Raw genomic sequence first — 22,371 nt, 5'->3', positions numbered from 1 at the left:
CGCCTCTCCGTCACCACATCCCCAGCTGCAGTTTCGCCGCGTCCGACATCCGATCCCTGGTCCAGGCAGGCTCCCACACGACCTCGACGGCCGCGTCCGTGACGCCGGCGACGCTCTTCGCCGCGTCGGCGACCTGCCCCGGCAGCACCTGCGCCGCCGGGCACGCCGGCGCGGTCAGCGTCATCTTGATCGCCGCCACTCCGTCGGCGGTGACGAACACGTCGTAGATGAGCCCCAGCTCGAGGATGTCGACCGGGATCTCCGGATCGTAAACCCTCTTGAGCGCCGCGTGAATGGCGGGGCGCAAGGCCTCCGTTCTCGCCGGATCGGCCGCGAGACCCTCCAGCTGGCTGCCACCGTCAGGCGGAAGATCCGCAGGCTGCTCGGGGATCATGGGAAGGTTCTTCATGCTTGAGCGCCCGACCAGCAGGCCGGGCTGTCTGGTTCATTCCGTGGACGTACGGCGTTCGTCATTGAACGCCGCTTTCAGCGTGTGCCAGGCGAGACTCGCGCACTTCACCCGCACGGGGAACTCGCGAACGCCGGCCAGCGACGACAGCTTCCCCATCTCTTCGATCGGCTGGTCGGGCGGGGTCGTGACCATCCGGTGGAAGCGCGCGAACAGCGCCTCCGCCTCCGCCTTCGTCCGCCCCTTGACCGCATCGGTCATCAGCGACGCGGAGGCTTTGGAAATCGCACACCCCGCCCCCTCGAACGACACGTCCTCGATCGTCTCGCCGTTCAGCTTCAGATACAAGGTCAGGCGGTCGCCGCACAACGGGTTGTAGCCTTCGGCCGTGTGGCTGGCGCCGGCGAGCGCGTGGAAGTTCCTCGGCCGCCGATTGTGATCGAGGATGACCTCCTGGTAGAGGTCCGCGAGGTCGGACATCAGGCGAAGACCTCCCGGACCCGGCGCAGCGCCCGCGCCAGCGCCTCGACCTCCGCCACCGTGTTGTACATCGCCAGCGACGCGCGCGCGGTCGCCGGCACGCCGAAGCGTTCCATCACCGGCTGCGCGCAGTGATGCCCGGTGCGGATGGCGATCCCTTCGCGGTCGACGATGGTGCCGATGTCGTGAGGATGCACGCCGTCCATGACGAACGAGACGATGCTGCCCTTCTGCCGCGCGGTGCCAATCAGCCGCACGCCGGGAATGTCCGCCAGCGCGGCGGTGGCGGCGGCGAGCAGCTCCGCTTCGTGCGCCGCGATCCGATCGAAGCCGATGGCGTCGATGTAATCGAGGGCGGCGTGCAGACCGATCGCGCCGGCCATGTGCGGCGTTCCGGCCTCGAACTTGTAGGGCAGCGTGTTCCAGGTGCTGCCCTCGAAGCTCACCGAGGCGATCATGTCGCCGCCGCCGAGAAACGGCGGCATCGCCTCGAGCCGCGCTTCGCGGCCGTAGAGGACGCCGATGCCGGTCGGCCCGTACAGCTTGTGGCCGGTGGCCACCAGGAAATCGCAGCCGAGATCGCGGACGTCCACGCGCATGTGGTACGCCGCCTGGGACGCGTCGACCAGCACCGGCACGCCGCCGGCGTGCGCCAGCCGCACGATGTCGCGCACCGGCGTGACGGTGCCGAGCGCGTTCGACATGTGCGTGATCGCCAGGAGCCGCGTCCGCGGCGTCAGCCTGCGCTCGAGCTCGTCGAGCATCAGCTCGCCGCGGTCGTCGATCGGCGCCACCGCCAGCCTCGCCCCGGCAGCGGCACACGCCATCTGCCAGGGGACGATGTTGGAGTGATGCTCCATCGCCGAGACCAGAATCTCGTCTCCGGGCGCGAGCAGCGGCCGCGCGAACGACTGCGCGACCAGGTTGATCCCCTCGGTGGCATTCCGGGTGAAGACGATCTCGTGCGTCGAGGCGGCGTTGAAGAATGCCCGCACGCGCTCGCGCGCCCCCTCGTACGCGGCTGTGGCCCGCTCGCTCAACTCGTGCACGCCGCGGTGCACGTTGGCGTTGATCCCGGTGTAGTACGACAGGATCGCGTCGAGCACCACCTGCGGCTTCTGCGTGGTGGCGGCGTTGTCGAGATAGACCAGCGGCCGGCCGTGCACGGTGCGGGACAGGATCGGAAAGTCCGCCCGCACGCGGTCGACGTCGAAGCGGGCGCCGGGCTGCGCGCCGGCGCGAACGTCACTGCGAGCCGCGACGGTGTCGGGGGTCATGGCTTCTTCGAATCGACTTCCGCCAGGTCCCGGGCGAGCTGTTCGAACAGCTCCGCCTCGAGCGCGGCGCGAAGCGGCTCCACCTGCACGCCGTCGAGCACCTGCCCGGCGAACGCGTGGATCAGCATGTCGCGCGCCTCGGCATAGGTGAGGCCGCGCGCCCGCAGGTAGAAGATGGCGTCGTCGTCGAGCTGCCCGATCGCGGCGCCGTGCGTGCACTTCACGTCGTCGGCGAAGATCTCGAGCTGCGGCTTGGTGTTGATCGTCGCGCCGTCGCTGAGGAGCAGCGCGCGGTTGGTCTGCTTGGCGTCGGTCTTCTGCGCATCCTGGCGGACGATGATCTTGCCGTTGAAGACGGCGCGCGCCGAGCCGCCGAGGATGCCCTTGTAGATCTCGTGGCTGCCGCAGTGCGGCTTGGCGTGGTCGATCGTGGTGTGATTGTCGATCAGCCGCTCGCGGTCGGCGAGGTACAACCCGTTCAGGGTGCAGTCCCCTCCCTCGCCGTCGAGAATCGCGAACGCGTCGTTGCGCACGAGCCGCCCGCCCAGCGCGAAGGAGTGCGACGAGAAGCGCGCGCTGCGCGAGGTATGGGCGTAGAGGCTGGCGATGTGGAACGCGTCGAGCGATTCCTGCTGCACCTTGTAGTGATCGACGCCGGCGTTCTCGCCGACGAACACTTCCGAGACCGCGTTGTTGAAGTAGGTCTCTCCCGAGACGCCGATGTAGCTCTCGACGATCCGCGCCTGCGCGTTCGCGCCGGCCACCACCAGGGTCCGCGGATGCGCCACGACCGTCGCGGCGTCCGCCCCGGTCACGAAGACGATGTGGATCGGCGCGTCGACGACCACGCCGTCGGGCAGATAGACGAACGCGCCGTCCTGGACGAACGCGGTGTTGAGCGCGGTGAAGCTGCGGCTGGTGAAATCCGCGATCTGGCCGAAGTAGCGCTGCACCACGTCGGCATGGTCCTTCAGCGCCACCGCCAGCGATCCGGCCTGAACGCCCGGGGGCAGCCCCTTGACCCGCGACAGCGTCGTGTCGAACCGGCCGTTGACCACGACCAGCCGCGCCGGCGCATCGATGCAGGCGAACCCGGTCAGCCGATCGGCGGCGCCGGAGATCGGCCCCGCCGGCGCGAAGTCGAACGAGTTGAGCGCCGACACGTTGGTGAAGCGCCACTCCTCGTCCCGCACCGTGGGGATGCCGAGCGCGGTGAACCGCGCCGCCCCGCGCGACCGGAGATCGTCCAGCCATCGCGGACCGCCGTGAGGACGTTTTTCCATCGCTTGTGCAAATGCGGTCGGCTTTTCGGCTACTTGCGTCATGTTGTCCAGATCTCAGCTCTCGGCTGTCTACGCCGCGTCAATCCACCCATACCCCTTGGCTTCCAGCTCCAGCGCCAGCTCCTTGCCGCCGGACTTCACGATCCGGCCGCCGCTCAGCACGTGAACGAAGTCCGGCACGATGTAGGTGAGCAGCCGCTGGTAGTGGGTGACGACGATGAAGGCGCGGTCCGGGGAGCGCATCGCATTCACGCCGGCGGCGACGAGCTTCAGCGCGTCGATGTCGAGGCCGGAGTCGGTCTCGTCGAGAATCGCGAGCCTCGGCTCGAGCAGCGCCAGCTGGAAGATCTCGTTGCGCTTCTTCTCGCCGCCCGAGAACCCTTCGTTCACCGCGCGCTTGAGCATCGAGTCGTCGATCTCGAGCAGCTTCGCCTTCTCGCGGACCAGCGCGATGAACTCCATGGCGTCGAGCTCCGGCTGGCCGAAGTGCTTGCGCCTGGCGTTGAGCGCCGCCTTGAGGAAGTTGGCGTTGTTGACGCCGGCGATCTCCACCGGGTACTGGAACGCCATGAACACTCCCTCGCGGGCGCGTTCGTCCGGATCCATCGCCAGCAGATCCCTGCCTTCGAACCGCACCTCGCCGCCCGTCACCTCGTACTGAGGATGGCCGGACAGCGCCCGGGCGAGCGTGCTCTTCCCCGAGCCGTTGGGGCCCATGATGGCGTGGACCTCGCCCGCGTTCACGTGGAGATCGAGCCCTCTCAGGATCTCCTTGCCTTCGGCGCTCACCTGCAGATTCTTGACGTCGAGCATACTCATTCGTTCATCTCCGAGGGGCGTCGCCCCTCGGACTCCCCTGCACGTTCTCTCGTGGCTCGCTGGCGGCGCACGCTCGCGCCGCTAGCCGACCGATCCTTCCAGACTGACGCTGAGAAGCTTCTGGGCTTCCACCGCGAACTCCATCGGCAGCTCGCGGAACACTTCCTTGCAGAACCCGCTGACGATCATGTTGATCGAGTCTTCGAGGGTCAGACCCCGCTGGCGGCAGTAGAAGATCTGGTCCTCGCCGATCTTCGACGTCGACGCCTCGTGCTCCACCTTCGCCGAGGTGTTGCGGATCTCGAGGTAGGGGAAGGTGTGGGCGCCGCACTTGTCGCCGATCAGCAGCGAGTCGCACTGCGAGTAGTTGCGCGCGTTCTGCGCGTTCTTGCCGATCCGCACCAGGCCGCGGTAGGTGTTCTGGCCGTGGCCGGCGGAGATGCCCTTCGACACGATCGTCGAACGGGTGTTCTTCCCGAGGTGCACCATCTTGGTGCCGGTGTCCGCCTGCTGCCAGTTGTTGGTGGTCGCGACCGAGTAGAACTCGCCGATCGACCCGTCACCCTGCAGGATGCAGCCCGGGTACTTCCAGGTGATCGCCGAGCCGGTCTCGACCTGGGTCCAGGTGATCTTCGAACCGCGCCCCTGGCACAGACCGCGCTTGGTCACGAAGTTGTAGATCCCGCCCTTGCCTTCCTTGTCGCCCGGGTACCAGTTCTGGATCGTCGAGTACTTGATCGTCGCGTCGTCGTGGGCGACGAGTTCGACCACCGCCGCATGGAGCTGGTTCTCGTCGCGCATCGGCGCGGTGCAGCCTTCGAGATAGCTCACGTACGATCCTTCGTCGGCGATGATCAGCGTCCGCTCGAACTGGCCCGTGTCCTTCGCATTGATGCGGAAATAGGTCGACAGCTCCATCGGGCAGCGCACGCCCTTCGGCACGTAGACGAACGAGCCGTCGCTGAACACCGCGGAGTTCAGCGCGGCGAAGAAGTTGTCGGTGTGCGGCACGACCGAGCCGAGATACTTCTTCACCAGCTCCGGGTGATGCTGCACCGCCTCGGAGAACGACATGAAGATGATCCCCATGCTCCCGAGCTTCTCGCGGAAGGTCGTCGCCACCGAGACGCTGTCGAACACGGCGTCGACCGCCACCCCGGCGAGCAGCTTCTGCTCCTCGAGCGGGATGCCCAGCTTGTCGAAGGTGCGCTTCACCTCGGGATCGACTTCATCGAGGCTGTTCAGCGCCTTCTTCTTCTTCGGCGCGGCGTAATAGCTGATGTCCTGGTAGTTGATCGGGTCGTACTTGACGTTCTGCCAGGTCGGCTCCTTCATGGTCAGCCACAGGCGATACGCCTTCAGCCGCCACTCGAGCAGCCATTCGGGCTCGTTCTTCTTCTGCGAGATGAGCCGGACGACGTCCTCGTTGAGGCCCTTGGGGATCGACTCGGTCTCGACCTCGGTGACGAAGCCGTACTTGTACTCGCGGTTGGCGAGTTGTTCGATGGTTTCAGTGGCTGTGGACATGGTTGGCTCTGTGACCCCGCCGCAAGTGACCGACCAGCGCTGCGGTCGCAGCGGGCCGCGAAGCAGCGCGCGTCATACGCTGAAAGAGGTCCCGCACCCGCACGAGGATTTCGCGTTCGGGTTGTTGAAGATGAAGCCCTTGCTCACCAGGCTGGTGTCGTAGTCGAGCGTGGTGCCGTCGAGGAAACGGAAGCTGCGGGGGTCGACGAAGACCTTCGAACCGTCCGAACCCTCGAACACGTGATCCCCTTCCCTCGGCGCGGCCTCCCAGGCGAACGTATAGCTGAGGCCGGAGCATCCACCCGCCTTGATGCCGATACGCAGGCCGCCGTCCGGGATCCCGTTTTTCGCGGTCATTTTCCGGATGAGCTTTGCGGCGTTGTCGCTGATCTGAAGCATGACTCCCAGCGGGCCGGCGAAACACCGACCAGAAGAGTCCTATATTAACATCTTCAGACCCGATTTGTAACCAGTTAGTAACGGCTGAGGGAAGGGTCTATCTCGTTGATCCAGTTGAGGATGCCGCCGGACAGATTCACCGCGCCGGTAAATCCCTCCGCCCGGAGCAACCCCACCGCGCGGGCGCTGCGCGCGCCGGATTTACAGTGCACGACGATCTCCTGGCCGCGCCGCAGCTCGCCCAGGCGGCGCGGCAGCTCGCCGAGCGGAATCAGCACGGCTCCGGGCAGACTGCAGATCGCCGCCTCGAACGGCTCGCGCACGTCGAGAATCATCGGCGCCGTGCCCGCGTCCATCCTCGCCTTCAGTTCGCGCGCAGTCATCGCCGGACCCGATCCGGATCTGTTGCCTGCTCCCGTTTCACAGAACGCGCCGGTCTCGCGAAGCTCCGTGATCGTCGGACGCGAACCGCAGATCGGGCAGTCGGGATCCCTGCGGAGCTTCAGTTCCCGGAACCGCATCTTCAACGCGTCGTAAACCAGAAACCGGCCGACCAGCGGTTCGCCGATCCCGAGGATCAACTTCAGCGCCTCGGTCGCCTGAATCGTGCCGATGACGCCTGGCAGGACGCCGAGCACGCCTGCTTCGGCGCAACTGGGGACCAGGCCTTGCGGCGGCGGTTCGGGATGCAGACACCGGTAGCAGGGACCGCCGGGCGCCGCGAAGACGGCGGCCTGCCCCTCGAACCGGAAGATGCTGCCCCAGGCGTTCGGCCGCCGGAACAGGACGCACGCGTCGTTGACGAGATACCGCGCGGGAAAATTGTCGGTGCCGTCGACGACGACGTCGAACGCCTCCACCAGCGTTCGCGCGTTCGCCACCGAAAAGCGCGCCTCGAACGTCTCGACGCGGACCTCCGGATTGAGCGCTTCGATCCGCGCCTTCGCCGACGCGAGCTTCGAACGCCCGACGTCCGCGGTGCCGTGAATGATCTGCCGCTGGAGGTTGCTGAAATCGACGACGTCGAAGTCGACCAGGCCGAGGGTGCCGATGCCGGCCGCGGCCAGGTACAGCGCCGCGGGGGATCCCAGTCCGCCGGCGCCGACGCAGAGCACACGGGCCCGCTTGAGCAGGCGCTGTCCTTCGGCGCCCAACTCGGGCAACAGCAGGTGGCGGCTGTAGCGCTGCAGCTCGCCCGGGGTCAGCTCCGGAAGGGTCATCGACGAAATGATCATATCCCTCTTGAGGTTACGGATCCTTTCGCCTAAACTTCGTGCATCGTGATCATTGCCGTCCTGGTGCTCGCCGCGCTCTGCTGCGCCGCCGCGGTCTGGGCACTGCGCGCCGAGCGCCGCGCCGCCACGCTCGCGGCCGAGCTGACCGCCGAACGCCGGGCCACCACCGAGAAGCTGGCGCTGCTCGACACCGCGCGCGAGTCGCTGAAAGACACGTTCACGGCGCTGTCCGCGGACGCGCTCCGGCAGAACAACCTGTCGTTCCTGCAGCTCGCCGGAACGTCGTTCGAGCCGGTGAAGACCTCGCTCGACAAGCTGGGCGCGCACCTGCGTGAGACCGAACGCGAGCAGTCGGCGCTCAAGGGCCATCTGCAGTCGGTCAGCGAGACGCAGGAGCTGCTGCGGATGCAGACGCAGCAGCTCGTGAACGCGCTCAAGTCGCCGAACCAGCGCGGCCGATGGGGGGAAATCCAGCTCCGCAACATCGTCGAACGCGCCGGCATGGCGCAGTACTGCGGCGACTTCAGCGAGAAGAATTTCTTCGAGGACGCCGCCGGGCGCCGCTCGATCCCCGACATGACGGTGCAGCTGCCGAACGGCGCCTGCATCGTGATCGATTCGAAGGTGCCGATCGACGCCTATCTCAACGCGGTGGATGCGCCTGACGCGACGCGGCGCGACGCGCTGCTGCGCGATCATGCGCGTCAGGTCCGCGAGCACATCAAGGGGCTGTCGGCCAAGAGCTACTGGGCGAAGTTCACGCCGACGCCCGAGCTGGTGGTGATGTTCCTTCCCGGAGAACCGCTGTTCAGCGCCGCGCTGCAGCACGACTCCACGCTGTTCGACTTCGCCGCGGACCAGCGCGTCATCCCCGCGTCGCCGCTCACGCTGCTGGCGCTGCTGCGCACCGTCGCGTCCGCCTGGCAGCAGCAGCGCCTCACGCAGAGCGCCGAGGAGGTGCGGGCGCTCGGCGCCGAGCTGTACGATCGGCTGGCGGTGATGGCCGACAACCTGCAGTCCGTCGGCTCGAATCTGAAACAGGCGGGTGCGGCCTACGACCGCTTCATCGGCTCGCTGGAGTCGCGCGTGCTCGTCACCGCCCGCAGGTTCAAGGAGATGGGCGTCACCGCCGCGAAGGAGATGCCGGAGCTCGATCCGGCCCGCGTGGAGCTGCGCGAAATCCGCGCCCCGGAGCTGCGGGCGCCGGTTCAGGAATCGCTGATAGAGGACGCCAGCACTTCGCCGGTCACGGTAAGCCGATAGCCGCGGGGGATCGCGGCTAGCGGATGCCCGCGGTGAGCAGCACGCGGGCGCGGACTTCGATCTCTCCCGCCTCCACCGGCACCGCCTGCGCCGCGCGCGACTCCATCATCGCCATGTTCACCGGCATCGGACGCGGGATGTCGACCATGTCGCGCTGCTCTTCGATGCGGATCACGCGATCGATGGCGAGCCCGGCTCCCGAGGCGGCCGCGCTGGCGCGGTTGCGCGCGTCCTGCACCGCGAGGCGCAGCGCCTCGCGCTCGACCGCGTCGCGGTTCTGGAGATCGAAGCGCACGCCGCTCACGTTCGTCGCCCCGGTCCCGACCGCGGCGGCGATCACGTCGCCGGTCTTCGCCAGCGTGTCGATCCGCACCTGCACCTGGTTGCGCGCGACGTAGCCGCGGAGCGTCTGCCTGCCGTTGGCGTAGTCGAACTCCGGCTGCAGGTGGTAGCCGGTCGTCTGCACCGCGTCAGCGGGAATGCCGGACGACTTGATGCGATCGATCACGGCCGTCATCGCCTCGGTGTTGAGCCGCTGGGCCTCCGCGGCGGTGCGGGCGCGGCTCTCCGCGCCGATCGTGACCCACGCCCGATCCGGCGCGCGCTTCACGACCGCCTCGCCGGTGGTGACGATCACCGGCGGGCCCGCAGGCGGCGGGGCCTGTTGGGCGAGCGCCGGGGCGCTGAGCAGAACGAGTGCAACGGCGAGCGACTTCATGGCTGCTACCTTTCTGGATCACGCCGAACACGCCACGCGAAACCCGATCGCGTACGAGTAGGTGTCCGGCGGCACCTTGTGCCGGTGACTGCACGACAGCATCCGCACGTCGGCGACGAGCCAGCTGCCGCCCCGCAGCACGCGCAGCTGCCCGGACGCGGCGCCGGTGGGATTCCGCTGCGGCTCGGTCCGGTAGTATCGCGCATCGTACCAGTCGTGCACCCATTCCCAGACGTTCCCCGCCATGTCGAACAGCCCGAACGCATTCGGCGGATAGGTCCGGCATGGCGTCGTGCCTTGAGCGGATCGCGCCGCCGGATCGGCGAGGAAGTTCGCCATGTTCCGGTCGAGCCGATCGCCCCACGGATATCTTTTTGACTCCGTGCCGCCTCGAGCGGCCTTTTCCCACTCCGCCTCCGTCGGCAGGCGGAACGGCCGGCCGGTGATCGCCGACAGCCACGCGCAATACGCGGCCGCATCGTCGTGCCGCACGAGCGTGACCGGGTGATCGCCGCGGTCGGGAGGGTAATGCCCCTGATCCCAGACGTAGGGCTTGCCGGCCTGCCGGAAGGCGCGCTCGCGTTCGGCACCGCCGGCCTTCACCACCAGCGGCAGCTCGTAGATCGCCGGCGCGCGATGCCCGGTGTCGCGAACGAAGCGCGCGTACTCGGCATTGGTGACCGGCTGCACGCCGAGCAGGAAGTCGTCGACGTGGACGCGATGGACGGGACGTTCGTCCTCCTCCGCGTCCTCTGAGCCCATGAGGAATTCGCCGGCCGGAATCAGCGCGAGTTCGGGCGCCAGGTCACTCGTCATGCAGCGCGACAAGAGGATACACTGGCGGCGTGAAGCTCGAAACTTTCGCGCTCGAGCGCGTGCAGTCGATCTGGGAGAACCGCGTCGCCTGGAATCTGTCGGAGAGCGGCGTGCACCCGCTGCGCGTGTCGGAATTGCTGCGCACGCCCGAGAACCAGGCCGCCGTGCTCGCGCTCGAGCTCGGCTATCCCCAGACCAACGGCACCATCGAGCTGCGCGAGCTGATCGCCGCGATGTATCCGGGCGCCACGCACGATCACGTCGAGGTGACCAACGGCGGATCGGAAGCGAACTGCATCGTGCTGATGCGGCTCGTGTCCCCCGGCGACGAGATCGTCTTTCTCTCGCCCAATTACCTGCAGGCCCGCGGTCTCGCGCAGGCGCTCGGCGCCACGGTACGGTCGTGGCGGCTCCGCGAGACGGGCAGCGGTGAGGCGGCGCGCTGGGCTCCCGACCTCGACGAGCTGCGCGCGCTGGTCTCGCCGAAGACCCGCGCGATCCTCATCTGTAATCCGAACAATCCCACCGGCGCGCGGCTCACGGCGGCGGAGCTCGAGGAGATCGGGCGCCTCGCCGCCGGCGTCGGCGCCTGGGTCGTCTCGGACGAGATCTACCGCGGCGCGGAGCGCATCGCCGACGACACGCCGACGATGTGGGGCCGTTACGAGCGCGTGGTCGTCACCAGCGGACTGTCGAAGGCCTACGGACTTCCCGGGCTGCGCATCGGATGGGCCGTCGCGCCGCCGGCGCTGATTGACGAACTGTGGGCGGTGCACGACTACACCACCATCGCGCCCGGCGGGATCAACGACCGCCTGGCGCGCATCGCGCTCGAGCCCGAGCGCCGCGCGGCGCTGCTGGCGCGGACGCGGGGCATCATCCGGACCAACTACCCGCTCGTACGACGCTGGCTCGAGCGCCAGGACGGGCTGACGCACCTCGCGCCCGAAGCCGGCGCCATCGTGTTCGTCCGCCACGACTCGCCCCGGCCCTCGTCGCAGCTCACCGAGCGTCTGCGCGAGGAGCGCAGCGTCCTGATCGTTCCAGGGGACTACTTCGGCATGGACGGCTACCTGCGCATCGGTTTCGGCGCCGATCCGGCCTACCTCGAGTCGGCGCTGACGCTGGTGGGCGAGTTCCTGCGATCCGCCGGCGTGCATGCGCGCTGATCTGGCGCTGGTCGGCTTCGGCCACGTCGGCCGGCGGTTCGCCCGCCTGCTCGAGGAACGCCGCGACTGGCTCTCGCTCGATTACGACCTCGACTGCCGGATCGTCGGCATCGCCACGCGCTCCCACGGCGCGTTGGTTCGCGAAACCGGGCTCGACGCGCTGGCGCTCGCGGCCTCGATGGAAAGCGGGAATCCGCTCGCCGCGCCGGGCGAGGATGCGGGCGACAGCTTCGACGTGATCCGCAGGCTTGCCGCGAGCGACGCGCCGCTGAAAGTGATGATCGAGACGACGACGCTCGACATCGCCGCCGGACAGCCGGCGATCGATCACGTCCGCGCCGCGCTGCAGGCCGGCTGCCACGTCGCCACCGCGAACAAGGGTCCGGCGGCGTTCGCCTACGAGGAGCTGATCGTCCTCGCCGAGGATCGCGGCCGATCGTTTCTGTTCGAGGGCGCGGTGATGGACGGCGTGCCGATCTTCAACCTGGTGCGGGAGACGCTGCCCGCGGTTCGGATCACCGGGTTTCGCGGCGTCATCAACAGCACGACGAACCACATCCTGACGGCGCTGGAGGAAGGGGAAGGCTTCGACGCGGCGCTCCAGCGCATGCAGGCGCTGGGCATCGCGGAAGCGGATCCGTCGCTCGACGTGGACGGCTGGGACGCCGCGGCGAAGACCGCGGCGCTCGCCAACGTGCTGATGCGCGCGCAAACCACGCCGCGCGCGGTGGATCGGGAGGGCATCGGCCCGGCGACGGCGCGGATCGCGATGGCGGCGAAAGCCCGCGGGGCGCGGGTGCGGCTGGTGTCGTCGGCGCAGGCGGCCGGCGGTCGCGTGACGATGTCGGTGCGGCCGGTCGAACTGCCGGAAACCGACCTGCTGGCCGGGCTGCGCGGCATGGCCAACGCGCTCGTGCTGCAGACGGATCTGCTCGGCGAGATTGCGATCTGCCAGCTGAGCGGCAGCCTGACGCAGACCGCCTACGCGCTGCTCAGCGACCTGATTACGATCCGCCGGCGGCAGCCGCCAGCGCCGCCCGCAGCCGCGTCTGGTCGAAACCCGTGACGACCTGGCTGCCGATCACGATCGTCGGCACCGCGCGGGCGCCGAGCGCCATCAGCTCGTCGTAGGCGCTGTCGTCGTCCTCGATGTTCTTCGCGTCGAACGCGTATCCTTCGCGTGAAAGAAACTCTTTCACCATGTCGCAGGCGCGTCAATGCGAGCCGGAGTAGACCGTGATCTTCATGGCCATTCATTAGTATGACGCCCCTCGACGGCCTGACGGTGCTGGATTTCAGCCGGGTGCTCGCCGGCCCCTACTGCACGATGCAGCTGGCGGATCTGGGCGCGCGCGTCGTCAAGATCGAGCAGCCGGGCCGCGGCGACGATACCCGCGCCTGGGGCCCGCCGTTCGTCGGCGGGGAGAGTGCGTATTTTCTCAGCGTCAACCGGAACAAGGAGAGCCTGGCGCTCGATCTGAAGCACGCCGGCGCGCGGCGGGTCGTCGATGCGCTGCTCGGCCGGACGGACGTGGTCGTGGAGAACTTCCGCCCCGGAACCATGGAGCGCCTCGAGCTCGACTACGCCACGGTGGCGTCGCGATATCCGCGAATCGTCTACTGCTCGATTTCCGGGTTTGGTCAATCGGGGCCGCGCAGCGCCGAGCCGGGATACGACGCGATGATGCAGGCGGAAGCCGGCCTCATGAGCATCACCGGCGCCGCGGACGGTCCGCCGTACCGCGTCGGGGTCGCCGTCGGAGACATCGCCACCGGCATGTTCGCCGTCCAGGGCATACTCGCGGCGCTCGTCGCCCGCGGGCGCACGGGACGCGGGCAACGCGTCGACGTGGCGATGCTGGACGCGATTACGGCGTTGCTCAGCTATCAGGCGTCGAGCGCGTTCGCGACCGGCGACACCCCGGTGCGGATGGGCAATCGCCATCCGTCGATCGCGCCATACGACACCTTCGCCGCCGCCGACGGCGAGTTCGTCCTGTCCGTCGGCAACGACGATCAGTTCCGCCGGCTCGCCGCCGCGCTGGGACGCCCGGCGCTGGCGTCCGATCCGCGCTTCCGCACGAACGCGGACCGCGTGACGAACTGCGACGTCCTGCGCGCGGAGCTGTCGGCGGTGCTGGCGGCCTGGCGACGCGACGATCTCCTCGCCGCCCTGAAAGCGGCCGGCGTGCCCGCCGCGGCGGTGCGGACGATCACGGAAGCGCTGCGCGATCCGCAGCTCGCGGCGCGCGAGATGATCGTGCCGCTGGAGCATGTCTCCGCCGGGACGATTCGCGTGCTGGGCACGCCGCTGAAATTGTCCGCGACGCCGGCGTCCGTTCGCACTGCGCCGCCGGCGTTGGGGCAACACACGGACGCAATCCTGAAAGAGCTCGGATTGACTGAGGAGGAGATCGCCGGGCTGCGGAAGACCCGGACCGTCGGATGACCGATCATCGCTCGATGAACGGTATTACCTCGTCGATCACCGCGGCAATCACGTCTTCTTCGGCAAGCTCCTCGATCGGAAGGTCTTCACGCAGCGTGCGCTCCGACGACACCATCCGCCGCCCGCGGCCGCGCGCGGAGCGGACGACGACAGAAGGCCGCTCGCGATCGGTGTCGAGCGACAGCTCGATGAAATCCTCGGCGCTCCGTTCGGGAGACAAGCGCACGGTGCCGGCGGGGGTGATCACGTTGAAGCGATGCCCTTCGCCGGTGAGCGCATTGGCGACGCTGTGGAACGCGGGAACGGCAATCGCCGGCAGAAACGCCTCGTAGGCACGGACGGCGTCGTCGGTACGGGTGCGGCGCTCCGCGCGCCGCGCCCGCGCCGTCTCGATCGCCATCCTGATCCGCCGGCGGACGTCGGAAATCTCCATCGTGTGATGTTACCTGCGTTCGGAGGCGCGGCGCGCCACATTGATCGCCATCAGGCCGCCGAGCAGCGGAACCACGCGCGCGTCGCTGAAGCCGCCGCGGGCGAGCATGGCCGACACACCGGCGGAGCCGGGATATCTCCTGATCGATTCCGGTATGTAGCGGTAGGTGTCCGGATCGCGATGCAGCACCCACCCCAGCGCTGAGCCGACGATCGTCAGGTAGCCGAGGTACACGGCGCGCACCAGCCGGTTGGCGGGCCGGTCGAAGTCCAGCGACAGCAGCAGCCCGCCGGGACGCAGCACGCGGCGGATCTCCGCCAGCGCGGGCTCGATCAGCGGGACGTTGCGGATCCCGTAGCCGGTGGTGACGAGATCGAAGCTCGCATCGGCAAACGGCAGCGCCATCATGTCTCCGGTCACGAAGCGAACGGGTCGCGGACCTTCGTTCTTCTGCTGCGCGAGCTGCAGCATGCGATGGGTGAGATCGAGACCGAACACGCGCGCGCCGCGGCGCGCCAGCTCGCAGGCGATGTCGCCCGTGCCGCACGCGAGATCCAGCGCGGTGGTGCCGCTTCGCAGGTCGGCGAGCGCCGCGAGCCGCAGCTTCCAGCGGCGATCCGCGCCGAACGACAGCAGCCGGGTAATCAGATCGTAGCGGTCGGCGATCGTGTGAAACAGCCGCCGGACGTAGGGGGCCTTGGTGTGGGGCTCGGCCAGCGCGGCTCGAAGACCGGACATCGCCTGAATGGTACTCTGGATATATTTCCATCCATGACGCTGCCCTCGTCGACGGTCGAGAACTACCTGAAGGCGATCTTTCAGGCGCAGCTTCAACTGCCCCGGAAGTCCGACCTGGTCCCGATGGGCCAGGTGGCCGCGGCACTGCGCGTGGTGCCCGGCACCGCCACGACGATGGTGAAGACGCTGTCGGACTCGGGCCTCGTCAAGTACGAGCCCTACGCCGGCGTGCGGCTGACGGCGTCAGGCGACAAGCTCGCCGCCATGGTGGTGCGGCGCCACCGGCTGATCGAGCTGTTCCTGGTGAAGGTGATGGGAATGAACTGGAACGAGGTCCACGCCGAGGCCGAGCATCTGGAGCACGCGATATCCGAGCGGGTGATCGCGCGGATCGACGAGATGCTGGGTCATCCGGCCGTGGATCCGCACGCGGACCCGATCCCCGACGCCTGCACGGGCAGCGGTCAGGCCGGGGCCGAGTAGGTGGCGACCGACGTCGGCGTCTCCCAGACCCGCACCGCCACGATCGGCACGCCGAGCCCGCGTCCCTGCTCGAAGATGAGCCGGGCGATCCGCTCGACCGTCGGATTGCTCTCGAGCAGATACATCGGCTCGCCGAGCGCGCGCAGCGGCTCGACCAGCGGATCGTCATGGCGCAGGATCATCTTGTGATCGAGCTCGCGATCGATCCAGCCCTTCACGATCCGCTTGATGTCGCTGAAATCGACCACCATGTTGCGGTTGTCGAGGCTGTCGGTGCGGACGTCGATCTCCACCGACGCGTTGTGTCCGTGCGGATGCTTGCAGACGCCGTCATAGTCGAGCAGCCGGTGCCCGTAACAGAACTCGATCCGCTTGGTGACCAGGTACATGTCCGAAAATTATAGCGCCGTGCTGTTCTCGAGCGGACTCGACAGCGCCGTACTGCTCGCGGACGTCATCGCGGCGGCGCGCGAGCGAGGGGGGGGGCCGGTCGTCGCGATCTACGTGAGCGTCGGCTTCGCCTGGGAGCAGGAAGAACGGCGGGCCGCCGCCGCGCTGCTGGCGGCCGCGCCGTTCGCCGGCATGCGCGGCCTCGCCGAGCTGTCGTTCGACATGCGCGACGTGTTCCCGCCGTCGCACTGGGCGGTGCGCGGCACGCCCCCCGCGTACGACACACCGGACGAAGACGTCTTCATCGACGGACGCAACCTGATTCTGCTCGCCAAGGCGGCGGTCTATATGGGCACCGCGATCCGGCCGCGCCCGTCCGGCGTCGCGCTCTTCATCGGACCGCTCGCGGGCAATCCGTTTCCCGACGCCACGCCCGAGTTCTTCGCCTCCGCCGCCCGGTCGTTGTCGCTCGGTCTCGCGCTGCCGATCGCGGTGGAAGCGCCGTTCGCGGCGCTGCACAAGGCGGAGGTGATTCGCCGGGGAATTCAGCTGGGAGTGCCGCTGGAACTGTCGATGTCCTGCATGAATCCGCAGGGGGGCACGCACTGCGGCGCGTGCAGCAAGTGCCGCGAGCGCCGCGACGCGTTCAGGGAAGCGGGCGTTCCCGATCGCACGGCTTACCGCGCCTAGCTGGTGCTATGAAGACTTCAGCCGGACGCTGCCGTCGCCGGTGCGGATCCGCAGCGTGCGCCCGCCCGCGCCGAGCCGCCCCTTGAGCGTCCGGCGCACGCGCTCGCTGCCACCGCCGCCGGTCTCGATCTGCAGCTCGTTGCGGATCGCGCCGTCGCCGGTGTGCGCGTCGAGCTCCGCGGCGAAGTCGGACGGCAGGTAAAGCGCGACGCCGCCGTCCCCGGTCGTCATCGACCAGTCCGCCTTCATCGCGGTGCCCGGTTCGGCGCGGAACGTGATCGAGCCGTCGCCGGTGTGCACCTTCACGACGTCGAGCTTGCCCGCGACGCTCACGCTGCCGTCTCCGGTGTCGACGTCGAGATCCCCCTCGGCGTTGTCGATCGTGACCGAGCCGTCCCCCGTGGCGAGCACGATCTGGCCGCCGATGTCGCTGGCGCGGATGCTGCCGTCGCCCGTGCGCAGCTCGAGCCGCCCGCGCACCCGATCGACGCGAATCGATCCGTCGCCGCTGCGCGCGTACACGTTGGCGTCGCGCGGCATGGTCACGATGAGCTTCGCCGTCGGCGACATCCGGCCGATGCCGAACACGACGATCTCGCCGGCCGGACGCTTCACCGACACTTCGATGCGGTTGCCGTCCTGCTTGGTGTCGACCGTGAGCTGCTCCAGCGCCTCCTTGGTCGGCCCGCGCTTCTCGATCTCCACCAGCACGGCCGTGGTGTCGCCCGAGCGAATCTCGATCGCGCCGTCGAAGGTCGTCAGGCGCACCTCCGGCGTGCCCGAGACGCGGAACCGCTTCTCCTCCCGCTCGATGTGGCCCTGGGAGTCCACGACGACGCAGCCGGCCGCGAAGGGCAGGATCGCGGCCAGCGCGGCGGCGGGAAGTACCGATTTCATACAGCCGCTTGGACGAGGATCAGGGTTGCCGAAGTTCCCGCTGCCAGGCCAGAACGCCGCCGATCCACGTCTGGACGACGCGAAGGTCGCGGTCGAGGACGACCAGATCGGCGATCGCCCCTGGGGCGATCAGGCCGAATCCCTGCAGCCCCAGGGCGCGCGCGGGGGTCGTCGCGCAGACGGTCGCCGCATCCGAGAGGCTCAGCCCGATCTCGGAGGTCAGCTTGGCAAACGCGCGATCCATCGTCAGCGAGCTGCCGGCGATGGTGCCGTCGGCCAGGTAGGCGGCGTCGCGGATGCTGATGGCATAGCCGCCGATCGCCGCGGTCGAGCCGGCGGGCAGTCCGGAACCCGCGGTGCCGTCCGTGATCGCCATCACGCGCTCGGGACGCTTGGCCGCGAGCGCCATGCGCATCATCGCCGGATGCACGTGGACGCCGTCACAAATCAGCTCCACGACCACGTCGTCCGACTCGAGCACGGCGCCGGTGAGACCGGGCGCGCGGTGGCCGAGCGGCGGCATGCGATTGAAGAGGTGGGTCGCCTGGCGCGCGCCGGCGCGGATGCCTTCCATCGCCTGGTCGTAGGTCGCGGCCGAATGGCCGAGCGAGACGTGATGCCCGTGCGACACGAGATCGCGAATCAGATCCAGCGCGCCGTCCAGTTCCGGCGCGAGCGTGACGATCCCGACGTCGGGGCGCGCCGCGGCGATCTCGGCGAGGATGTCGGCGCCGGTCCACTCCCCGGCGCTCCCCTTCGCCGCGGCGACGCTTCGGCGCGGGGAATCCGGCCGCGGCAGGCGAAGGCAGGATTCCGGCTGTGCGCCCTTGTATTCGGGGTTGATGAAATTGCTCTCGAGATGCGCCGGCAGCACGCGGGCGCCGCCCGGCGGACGCGTCGTGCGGGCGACGCGAACGCCGGCGAGCATGCGGCGCAGGGTGGGCGGATCGCAGGCGAGCGACGTCGGGCAGAAGGCGGTGACGCCGAAGCGCGGCATCCGCTCCGCGATCGCCGCGATCGCCTGTTCGCCGTCCAGCGTATCGATCCCCTCGACGCCGTGCACGTGCACGTCGATGAACCCTGGCACCAGGTAGTGATCGTCGAAGGTGAACGTCAGGTCGCTTCCGCCGGCAGGCGGGCGGTCCTCCGAGGCGACCTCCGCGATCCGGTCGCCGTCGATGGTGAGGCTTGCGCCGGCGGCGACGCGGTCGGGCAGGACGAGATCGGCGCCGGTGATGCGAATCATGCCGTCATCGCCGCCCGCGCCGCGCCGATCAACTCCGGGGCTGCGCGTCGATGTGCCATTCCACTTTGCGCCGCTCGAGCGGGAGCGGCCGCGCGTCCGACGAGCGGAACAGATCGCGATCCATCCGGGTGAGCAGCTTGCGCAGCCAGCGCTCGTCGGGGACGCAGAACACGATCACCCCGGCCCCTTCCTCGGCGGGAAAGACCCGATCGTCGAGATAGTCGCGATCGAGCGTCACGAGCGTGCGCCCGAGCTGCCGCGCCAGGCGGAAGTGCTCGATGTCGCGGGCGCGCCGCAGATCGTCGTGCTCCATGACGAAGAACACGTCCCATCCGAGCTTCTCGCGCATGAAGGCGACGACGCCGATGGGAAGATTGGCGTCGGCGTACACGCGAGGCTGATCGGCGACGTGTTCGACGAACGGGCCGAGCTCGGACGCGAGGGTACCCATGATCAGGACGGAAGACGGAAGATCGAGGACGGACAGTACGGCGTCATCGGTGACGATCGATCTCCGCAGGCTCGTGGGTCGCGCCGGCCTTCGAGGTCTTCGCGGCGCGCGCCTGTTTCAGGAGATCCGCCACCAGCTCGTCGCGCTTGTGCACCAGCTCGCGGCGCGCGCGCCGGTTGTGTTCGGCGCCGACCGCGTACTCGCAGAACAGCGGAAACGCGATGGTCGAATCGCAGTAGGCGACGACGGTATCGGGGAGCACGCCGGGATTCACCTTGCCCCAGCTCACCGCTTCGGCCGGCGTGGCGCCGGAGAGGCCGCCCCACACGACCTGATCGGTGGTGAACTGAATGAAGTAGTCGTTCCCCCCCTTGGGGATGCCGTAGACCTCCCAGAGCGTGGGCTGCCCCTGCAGGTAGAAGTTCTTCGGCGATCCGCCGCCGAGGATCACGCAGCCGTTCTGGTGACCGGCCAGGATGATCGCGCAGACCTCGTTGACGTCGCGGTTCGGGTCGATCATCAGGGTGCCGCCGTTCATCAGTTCGTGGTAGGCGATGTTCATGCCGATGGAGCTGTCGCCGGGAGACGAGGTGTAGACCGGCACGCCGCACTGCGCGGCCTTGGCGACCACCGAGTACTCGGCGCATTCCGGGTTGCGCGCCAGGAGGTCCTGACCGAGCGCGTAGTGGAATGCCGACGTGGACATCGGCCCGGCGAGCCGGGAGCGGACCAGGAAGTCGCGGATGTAGGCGTCGGTCTCGAGCAGCACCGTCGCGGGAAAGAGGACGTCGTAGATGCGGATGATTCCCTGCTCGTACAGCTCGACGTCGTCCAGGAAGGGGGACCCGCGGTGGAGCGAGAAGTTCAGCGCGTAATGCAGATCGTGGTACAGGTTGGCGCCGGTGCTGATCATGAAGTCGATCAGGCCGCGCTCCATCAGCTCGATCACGCAGCCGCCGAGACCGGCGGGGGTGAGCGCGCCGGCGACGGTGAGGCCGATCGTCGTGTCGCTGGCCGGCGCCAGCATCTTGTCGGCGAAAATGTGGCAGGCTTCGGACAGCCGCCCGGCGTTGAACGCCTGGAAGCCGCCGTCGATCAGCTGCCGGATGTCGGCGCTGCCGCGGGGACGGTAGTAGCGGATTTGCCTGCCCTGGAGGTACTGACCAGGTCCGCGTCCCGGCGAACCGGGCGCCCGCCCCTCGGCGTTGCTCGGGGCGCCCTGAGCATTTGTCGAAGGGCGGTGCGGCATTCTGGAAGAATAGCATCAACGAACCGATAAGACGCTTGACACCGGCCGGGCGGCGGAGCGACTGTTAGGCCTCTCCGACCGGTCTGCGAGCGCCAATGAATGACACGAATGCTCTGTGGGTCTGGGTTGTCGTCGCCGCGGTCGCGCTCGCGGCAGGGTTGGCGGTGGCGATCGTGATGCGAGGACGGCGGATGCCGGGGGCGCACGTGTTCCGCGCCAGCCGGTGGAGCCGCGGCAATCACCTGTTCCCGACGCAGGTGGCGATCCTGCCCGACAGCGTCGTGCACTACACGCCGCAGTGGGTGGGGCGGCGCGAACAATCGATCCACATGGCGCACGTCGCGTCGGTGGAAGTGGACACCAACCTGTTCTTCGCGAACGTGGTGATCGAGACCAGCGGCGGATCGGAGCCGGTCCGCTGCTACGGGCACCGGAAGCGCGACGCGGTGGAAATGAAGCGGTTGATCAACAGGTACCAGAGCGAGTACTACGGCCCGAACCGCCAGGCGAAGCATGTCTAATCCGGACAACCTGCTGACGCGGCGGGCCGACGCCGCCGACGTCACCGCGAAGTTCCAGTCGCTGGTGCAGTCGCCGCTGCGGGCCGCGATCCTGCGCTTCATGTGCGCGCGGCCGGAGGAGACCTTCGACGTCGAAGCGCTGATGCAGACGTTCGGCCGGATGCGGCTCGACGTCGAGAACTGCGTCCGCGAGCTGGTCGCGTTCGGCATCACCAAGAAGATCCCGGGACCGGGCGCGCCGAAGTACGGGGTGGTCGAGCCCGAGCACGGCGTGCTGCGCGATCTGCTCGACCAGTTCCTCGAGCGCCGCGCCACGGTGAGCACCGAAGACCGATCGCCGGCGGTGCAGCGCTTCCGCGAGATGATCGGCCGCGACGAGAAGATGCTGGTCATCTTCGAGTGGATCCGCACCGCCGCGAAGTCCGACATCTCGGTGCTGATCCTCGGGCCGACGGGATCCGGCAAGGAGCTCGTGGCGCGCATGATCCACGAGCTGAGCCGCCGCGGCACGCACCGCTTCCAGGCGGTGAACTGCGCCGCGCTGCCCGACACGCTGTTCGAGTCGGAGATCTTCGGCTACGAGAAGGGCGCGTTCACCGGGGCGCACGATCGCAAGCCGGGGCGGCTCGAACTCGCCAACAACGGCACGCTGTTCCTCGACGAGATCGGCGACATGTCGCTGATGGCGCAGGCCAAGCTGCTGCGCGTGCTCGAGGAGCGGCGCTTCGAGCGGCTCGGCGGCAACACCTCGATCGAGGTGAACTTCCGGCTGATCTCCGCGACCAACCGGCCGCTCGAACAGTTCGTCCGCGACACGCGCTTCCGCGAGGATCTCTACTACCGCGTCAACGCGTTCTCGATCCGCCTGCCCTCGCTGCGCGAGCGCACCTCGGACATCCCGGTCCTGGCGCAGCGCTTCCTGGCGCGCTACTGCGCCGCCAACGGCCTGCCGCTCGACGGCAAGTCGTTCTCCAAGGAAGCCGCCGAGATGATGATGAACTATCACTGGCCCGGGAACATCCGCGAGCTGGAGAGCACGGTCTCCCGGGCCGCGTTGTCCTCCCCCGGCCGCGTGATCCGCGGAACCGACATCGAGTTCCTGCACGCCACCGAGGCGCCGGCGGAGTCCTCGCGCGAGCGCCTGCCCTCGCTGGCCGACGCGGAGCGGGCGCACATCTCCCGCGTGCTCGAGAGCGTCAACTGGAACAAGAAACAGGCCGCCGCGGTTCTGGAGATCAGCCGCGGCACGCTGTACCGGAAAATCGTCGAATACGGCCTCGAAGAGGCGCCGCCGCCGTCCCGAAACAGAACAAACCGAAGCGACGGGTAGTCCAGAACGGCACACGGGATACGTGCCTGAATTGAAAGGACTTAGCCACAGGTTTGGGACGCCGTGTCTCAGAAAGGCACATGGGGTGTGCGCCCTCGC

26 protein-coding genes are annotated in these 22,371 nt (G+C 68.4%); 8 read left to right on the top strand and 18 right to left on the bottom strand.

Going from position 1 to position 22,371, the window contains the following annotated elements; all coding sequences use genetic code 11:
* Positions 1–10: 10 nt before the first annotated feature.
* The 8 genes from VFK57_14965 to moeB all read right to left on the bottom strand — a co-directional run bounded on the left by VFK57_14965 (position 11) and on the right by moeB (position 7,414).
* Positions 11–409, bottom strand: a complete 399-nt coding sequence (locus VFK57_14965) for an iron-sulfur cluster assembly protein (GenBank protein ID HET7697013.1) — start codon at positions 407–409, stop codon at positions 11–13.
* Between the two features lie 36 nt (positions 410–445).
* Positions 446–889 carry an SUF system NifU family Fe-S cluster assembly protein gene (locus tag VFK57_14960; GenBank protein ID HET7697012.1) on the bottom strand — a complete coding sequence of 148 codons (444 nt, stop codon included), beginning with the start codon at positions 887–889 and terminating at the stop codon, positions 446–448.
* Positions 889–2,166, bottom strand: a complete 1,278-nt coding sequence (locus VFK57_14955; protein HET7697011.1) for a cysteine desulfurase — start codon at positions 2,164–2,166, stop codon at positions 889–891. The genes VFK57_14960 and VFK57_14955 overlap by 1 nt, the downstream gene beginning before the upstream one ends.
* Positions 2,163–3,449: a Fe-S cluster assembly protein SufD gene (gene sufD / locus VFK57_14950; GenBank protein ID HET7697010.1), complete on the bottom strand. Its 1,287-nt coding sequence runs from the start codon at positions 3,447–3,449 to the stop codon at positions 2,163–2,165. Before sufD ends, VFK57_14955 begins: the two co-directional genes overlap by 4 nt.
* A 69-nt stretch (positions 3,450–3,518) precedes the next feature.
* Positions 3,519–4,268, bottom strand: coding sequence for a Fe-S cluster assembly ATPase SufC (sufC, locus tag VFK57_14945; GenBank protein ID HET7697009.1), 750 nt, complete (start codon positions 4,266–4,268; stop codon positions 3,519–3,521).
* 81 nt (positions 4,269–4,349) lie between these two features.
* Positions 4,350–5,795 (bottom strand): Fe-S cluster assembly protein SufB, encoded by a 1,446-nt coding sequence (gene sufB / locus VFK57_14940; protein HET7697008.1) that lies wholly within the window; start codon positions 5,793–5,795, stop codon positions 4,350–4,352.
* A gap of 72 nt (positions 5,796–5,867) precedes the next feature.
* Positions 5,868–6,194: an iron-sulfur cluster assembly accessory protein gene (locus tag VFK57_14935; protein ID HET7697007.1), complete on the bottom strand. Its 327-nt coding sequence runs from the start codon at positions 6,192–6,194 to the stop codon at positions 5,868–5,870.
* A 74-nt stretch (positions 6,195–6,268) separates the two neighbouring features.
* Positions 6,269–7,414 (bottom strand): molybdopterin-synthase adenylyltransferase MoeB, encoded by a 1,146-nt coding sequence (moeB, locus tag VFK57_14930; protein ID HET7697006.1) that lies wholly within the window; start codon positions 7,412–7,414, stop codon positions 6,269–6,271.
* Between the two features lie 60 nt (positions 7,415–7,474).
* On the opposite strand from moeB, the gene VFK57_14925 reads away from it, so the two are divergent.
* On the top strand, positions 7,475–8,692 hold the full coding sequence (locus tag VFK57_14925; protein HET7697005.1) for a DNA recombination protein RmuC: 1,218 nt from the start codon (positions 7,475–7,477) through the stop codon (positions 8,690–8,692).
* 16 nt (positions 8,693–8,708) lie between these two features.
* On the opposite strand, the gene VFK57_14920 is transcribed toward VFK57_14925, so the two are convergent.
* The gene (locus VFK57_14920; protein HET7697004.1) at positions 8,709–9,410 is read right to left on the bottom strand and encodes an SIMPL domain-containing protein; all 702 of its coding nucleotides are present in this window, start codon (positions 9,408–9,410) and stop codon (positions 8,709–8,711) included.
* An 18-nt stretch (positions 9,411–9,428) separates the two neighbouring features.
* Complete coding sequence (locus VFK57_14915) at positions 9,429–10,226, bottom strand: formylglycine-generating enzyme family protein (protein HET7697003.1); 798 nt, start codon at positions 10,224–10,226, stop codon at positions 9,429–9,431.
* A gap of 29 nt (positions 10,227–10,255) precedes the next feature.
* On the opposite strand from VFK57_14915, the gene VFK57_14910 reads away from it, so the two are divergent.
* On the top strand, positions 10,256–11,395 hold the full coding sequence (locus VFK57_14910) for an aminotransferase class I/II-fold pyridoxal phosphate-dependent enzyme (GenBank protein ID HET7697002.1): 1,140 nt from the start codon (positions 10,256–10,258) through the stop codon (positions 11,393–11,395).
* Positions 11,385–12,461, top strand: coding sequence for a hypothetical protein (locus VFK57_14905; GenBank protein ID HET7697001.1), 1,077 nt, complete (start codon positions 11,385–11,387; stop codon positions 12,459–12,461). The genes VFK57_14910 and VFK57_14905 overlap by 11 nt, the downstream gene beginning before the upstream one ends.
* Here VFK57_14905 and VFK57_14900 read toward each other — a convergent pair.
* Positions 12,400–12,597: a glutaredoxin family protein gene (locus tag VFK57_14900; protein ID HET7697000.1), complete on the bottom strand. Its 198-nt coding sequence runs from the start codon at positions 12,595–12,597 to the stop codon at positions 12,400–12,402. The genes VFK57_14905 and VFK57_14900 overlap by 62 nt on opposite strands.
* A gap of 59 nt (positions 12,598–12,656) precedes the next feature.
* Here VFK57_14900 and VFK57_14895 point away from each other — a divergent pair, with 59 nt between their 5' ends.
* Positions 12,657–13,844 (top strand): CoA transferase, encoded by a 1,188-nt coding sequence (locus VFK57_14895; GenBank protein HET7696999.1) that lies wholly within the window; start codon positions 12,657–12,659, stop codon positions 13,842–13,844.
* 4 nt (positions 13,845–13,848) lie between these two features.
* Here the strand turns inward: VFK57_14895 and VFK57_14890 are convergent, their stop codons facing one another.
* Together VFK57_14890 and VFK57_14885 are read right to left on the bottom strand one after the other, a co-directional pair.
* Positions 13,849–14,277 carry a hypothetical protein gene (locus tag VFK57_14890; GenBank protein ID HET7696998.1) on the bottom strand — a complete coding sequence of 143 codons (429 nt, stop codon included), beginning with the start codon at positions 14,275–14,277 and terminating at the stop codon, positions 13,849–13,851.
* Positions 14,278–14,286: 9 nt separating this feature from the next.
* Positions 14,287–15,015, bottom strand: coding sequence for a ubiquinone/menaquinone biosynthesis methyltransferase (locus VFK57_14885; protein HET7696997.1), 729 nt, complete (start codon positions 15,013–15,015; stop codon positions 14,287–14,289).
* A gap of 33 nt (positions 15,016–15,048) precedes the next feature.
* On the opposite strand from VFK57_14885, the gene VFK57_14880 reads away from it, so the two are divergent.
* Entirely contained in the window at positions 15,049–15,498 is a 450-nt protein-coding gene (locus VFK57_14880) for a metal-dependent transcriptional regulator (GenBank protein HET7696996.1), read from the top strand.
* Here the strand turns inward: VFK57_14880 and VFK57_14875 are convergent.
* Positions 15,480–15,887, bottom strand: coding sequence for a 6-carboxytetrahydropterin synthase (locus VFK57_14875; GenBank protein HET7696995.1), 408 nt, complete (start codon positions 15,885–15,887; stop codon positions 15,480–15,482). The two genes, VFK57_14880 and VFK57_14875, sit on opposite strands and share 19 nt — an antisense overlap.
* Between VFK57_14875 and VFK57_14870 the strand changes: the two genes are divergently transcribed.
* On the top strand, positions 15,886–16,578 hold the full coding sequence (locus tag VFK57_14870) for a 7-cyano-7-deazaguanine synthase (GenBank protein HET7696994.1): 693 nt from the start codon (positions 15,886–15,888) through the stop codon (positions 16,576–16,578). The genes VFK57_14875 and VFK57_14870 overlap by 2 nt on opposite strands.
* 6 nt (positions 16,579–16,584) lie before the next feature.
* Here VFK57_14870 and VFK57_14865 read toward each other — a convergent pair whose 3' ends face one another.
* Genes VFK57_14865 through speY form a run of 4 tightly spaced genes read right to left on the bottom strand, consistent with a single transcriptional unit; the run spans position 16,585 to position 20,421 of the window.
* Complete coding sequence (locus VFK57_14865) at positions 16,585–17,475, bottom strand: DUF4097 family beta strand repeat-containing protein (protein ID HET7696993.1); 891 nt, start codon at positions 17,473–17,475, stop codon at positions 16,585–16,587.
* A 19-nt stretch (positions 17,476–17,494) separates the two neighbouring features.
* Positions 17,495–18,721, bottom strand: a complete 1,227-nt coding sequence (gene nagA / locus VFK57_14860; protein ID HET7696992.1) for an N-acetylglucosamine-6-phosphate deacetylase — start codon at positions 18,719–18,721, stop codon at positions 17,495–17,497.
* A 28-nt stretch (positions 18,722–18,749) separates the two neighbouring features.
* Positions 18,750–19,172, bottom strand: coding sequence for a DUF5615 family PIN-like protein (locus tag VFK57_14855; protein ID HET7696991.1), 423 nt, complete (start codon positions 19,170–19,172; stop codon positions 18,750–18,752).
* A 43-nt stretch (positions 19,173–19,215) separates the two neighbouring features.
* Entirely contained in the window at positions 19,216–20,421 is a 1,206-nt protein-coding gene (gene speY / locus VFK57_14850) for a deoxyhypusine synthase (protein HET7696990.1), read from the bottom strand.
* A 95-nt stretch (positions 20,422–20,516) separates the two neighbouring features.
* Here speY and VFK57_14845 point away from each other — a divergent pair, with 95 nt between their 5' ends.
* Together VFK57_14845 and VFK57_14840 are read left to right on the top strand one after the other, a co-directional pair.
* Complete coding sequence (locus tag VFK57_14845) at positions 20,517–20,942, top strand: hypothetical protein (GenBank protein HET7696989.1); 426 nt, start codon at positions 20,517–20,519, stop codon at positions 20,940–20,942.
* Positions 20,935–22,272: a sigma-54 dependent transcriptional regulator gene (locus VFK57_14840; GenBank protein HET7696988.1), complete on the top strand. Its 1,338-nt coding sequence runs from the start codon at positions 20,935–20,937 to the stop codon at positions 22,270–22,272. The genes VFK57_14845 and VFK57_14840 overlap by 8 nt, the downstream gene beginning before the upstream one ends.
* Positions 22,273–22,371: the final 99 nt, after the last annotated feature.

This window comes from Vicinamibacterales bacterium, from assembly GCA_035699745.1.
Classification (GTDB): domain Bacteria; phylum Acidobacteriota; class Vicinamibacteria; order Vicinamibacterales; family 2-12-FULL-66-21; genus JAICSD01.
This window is presented reverse-complemented; position numbering and strand designations above follow the sequence as displayed.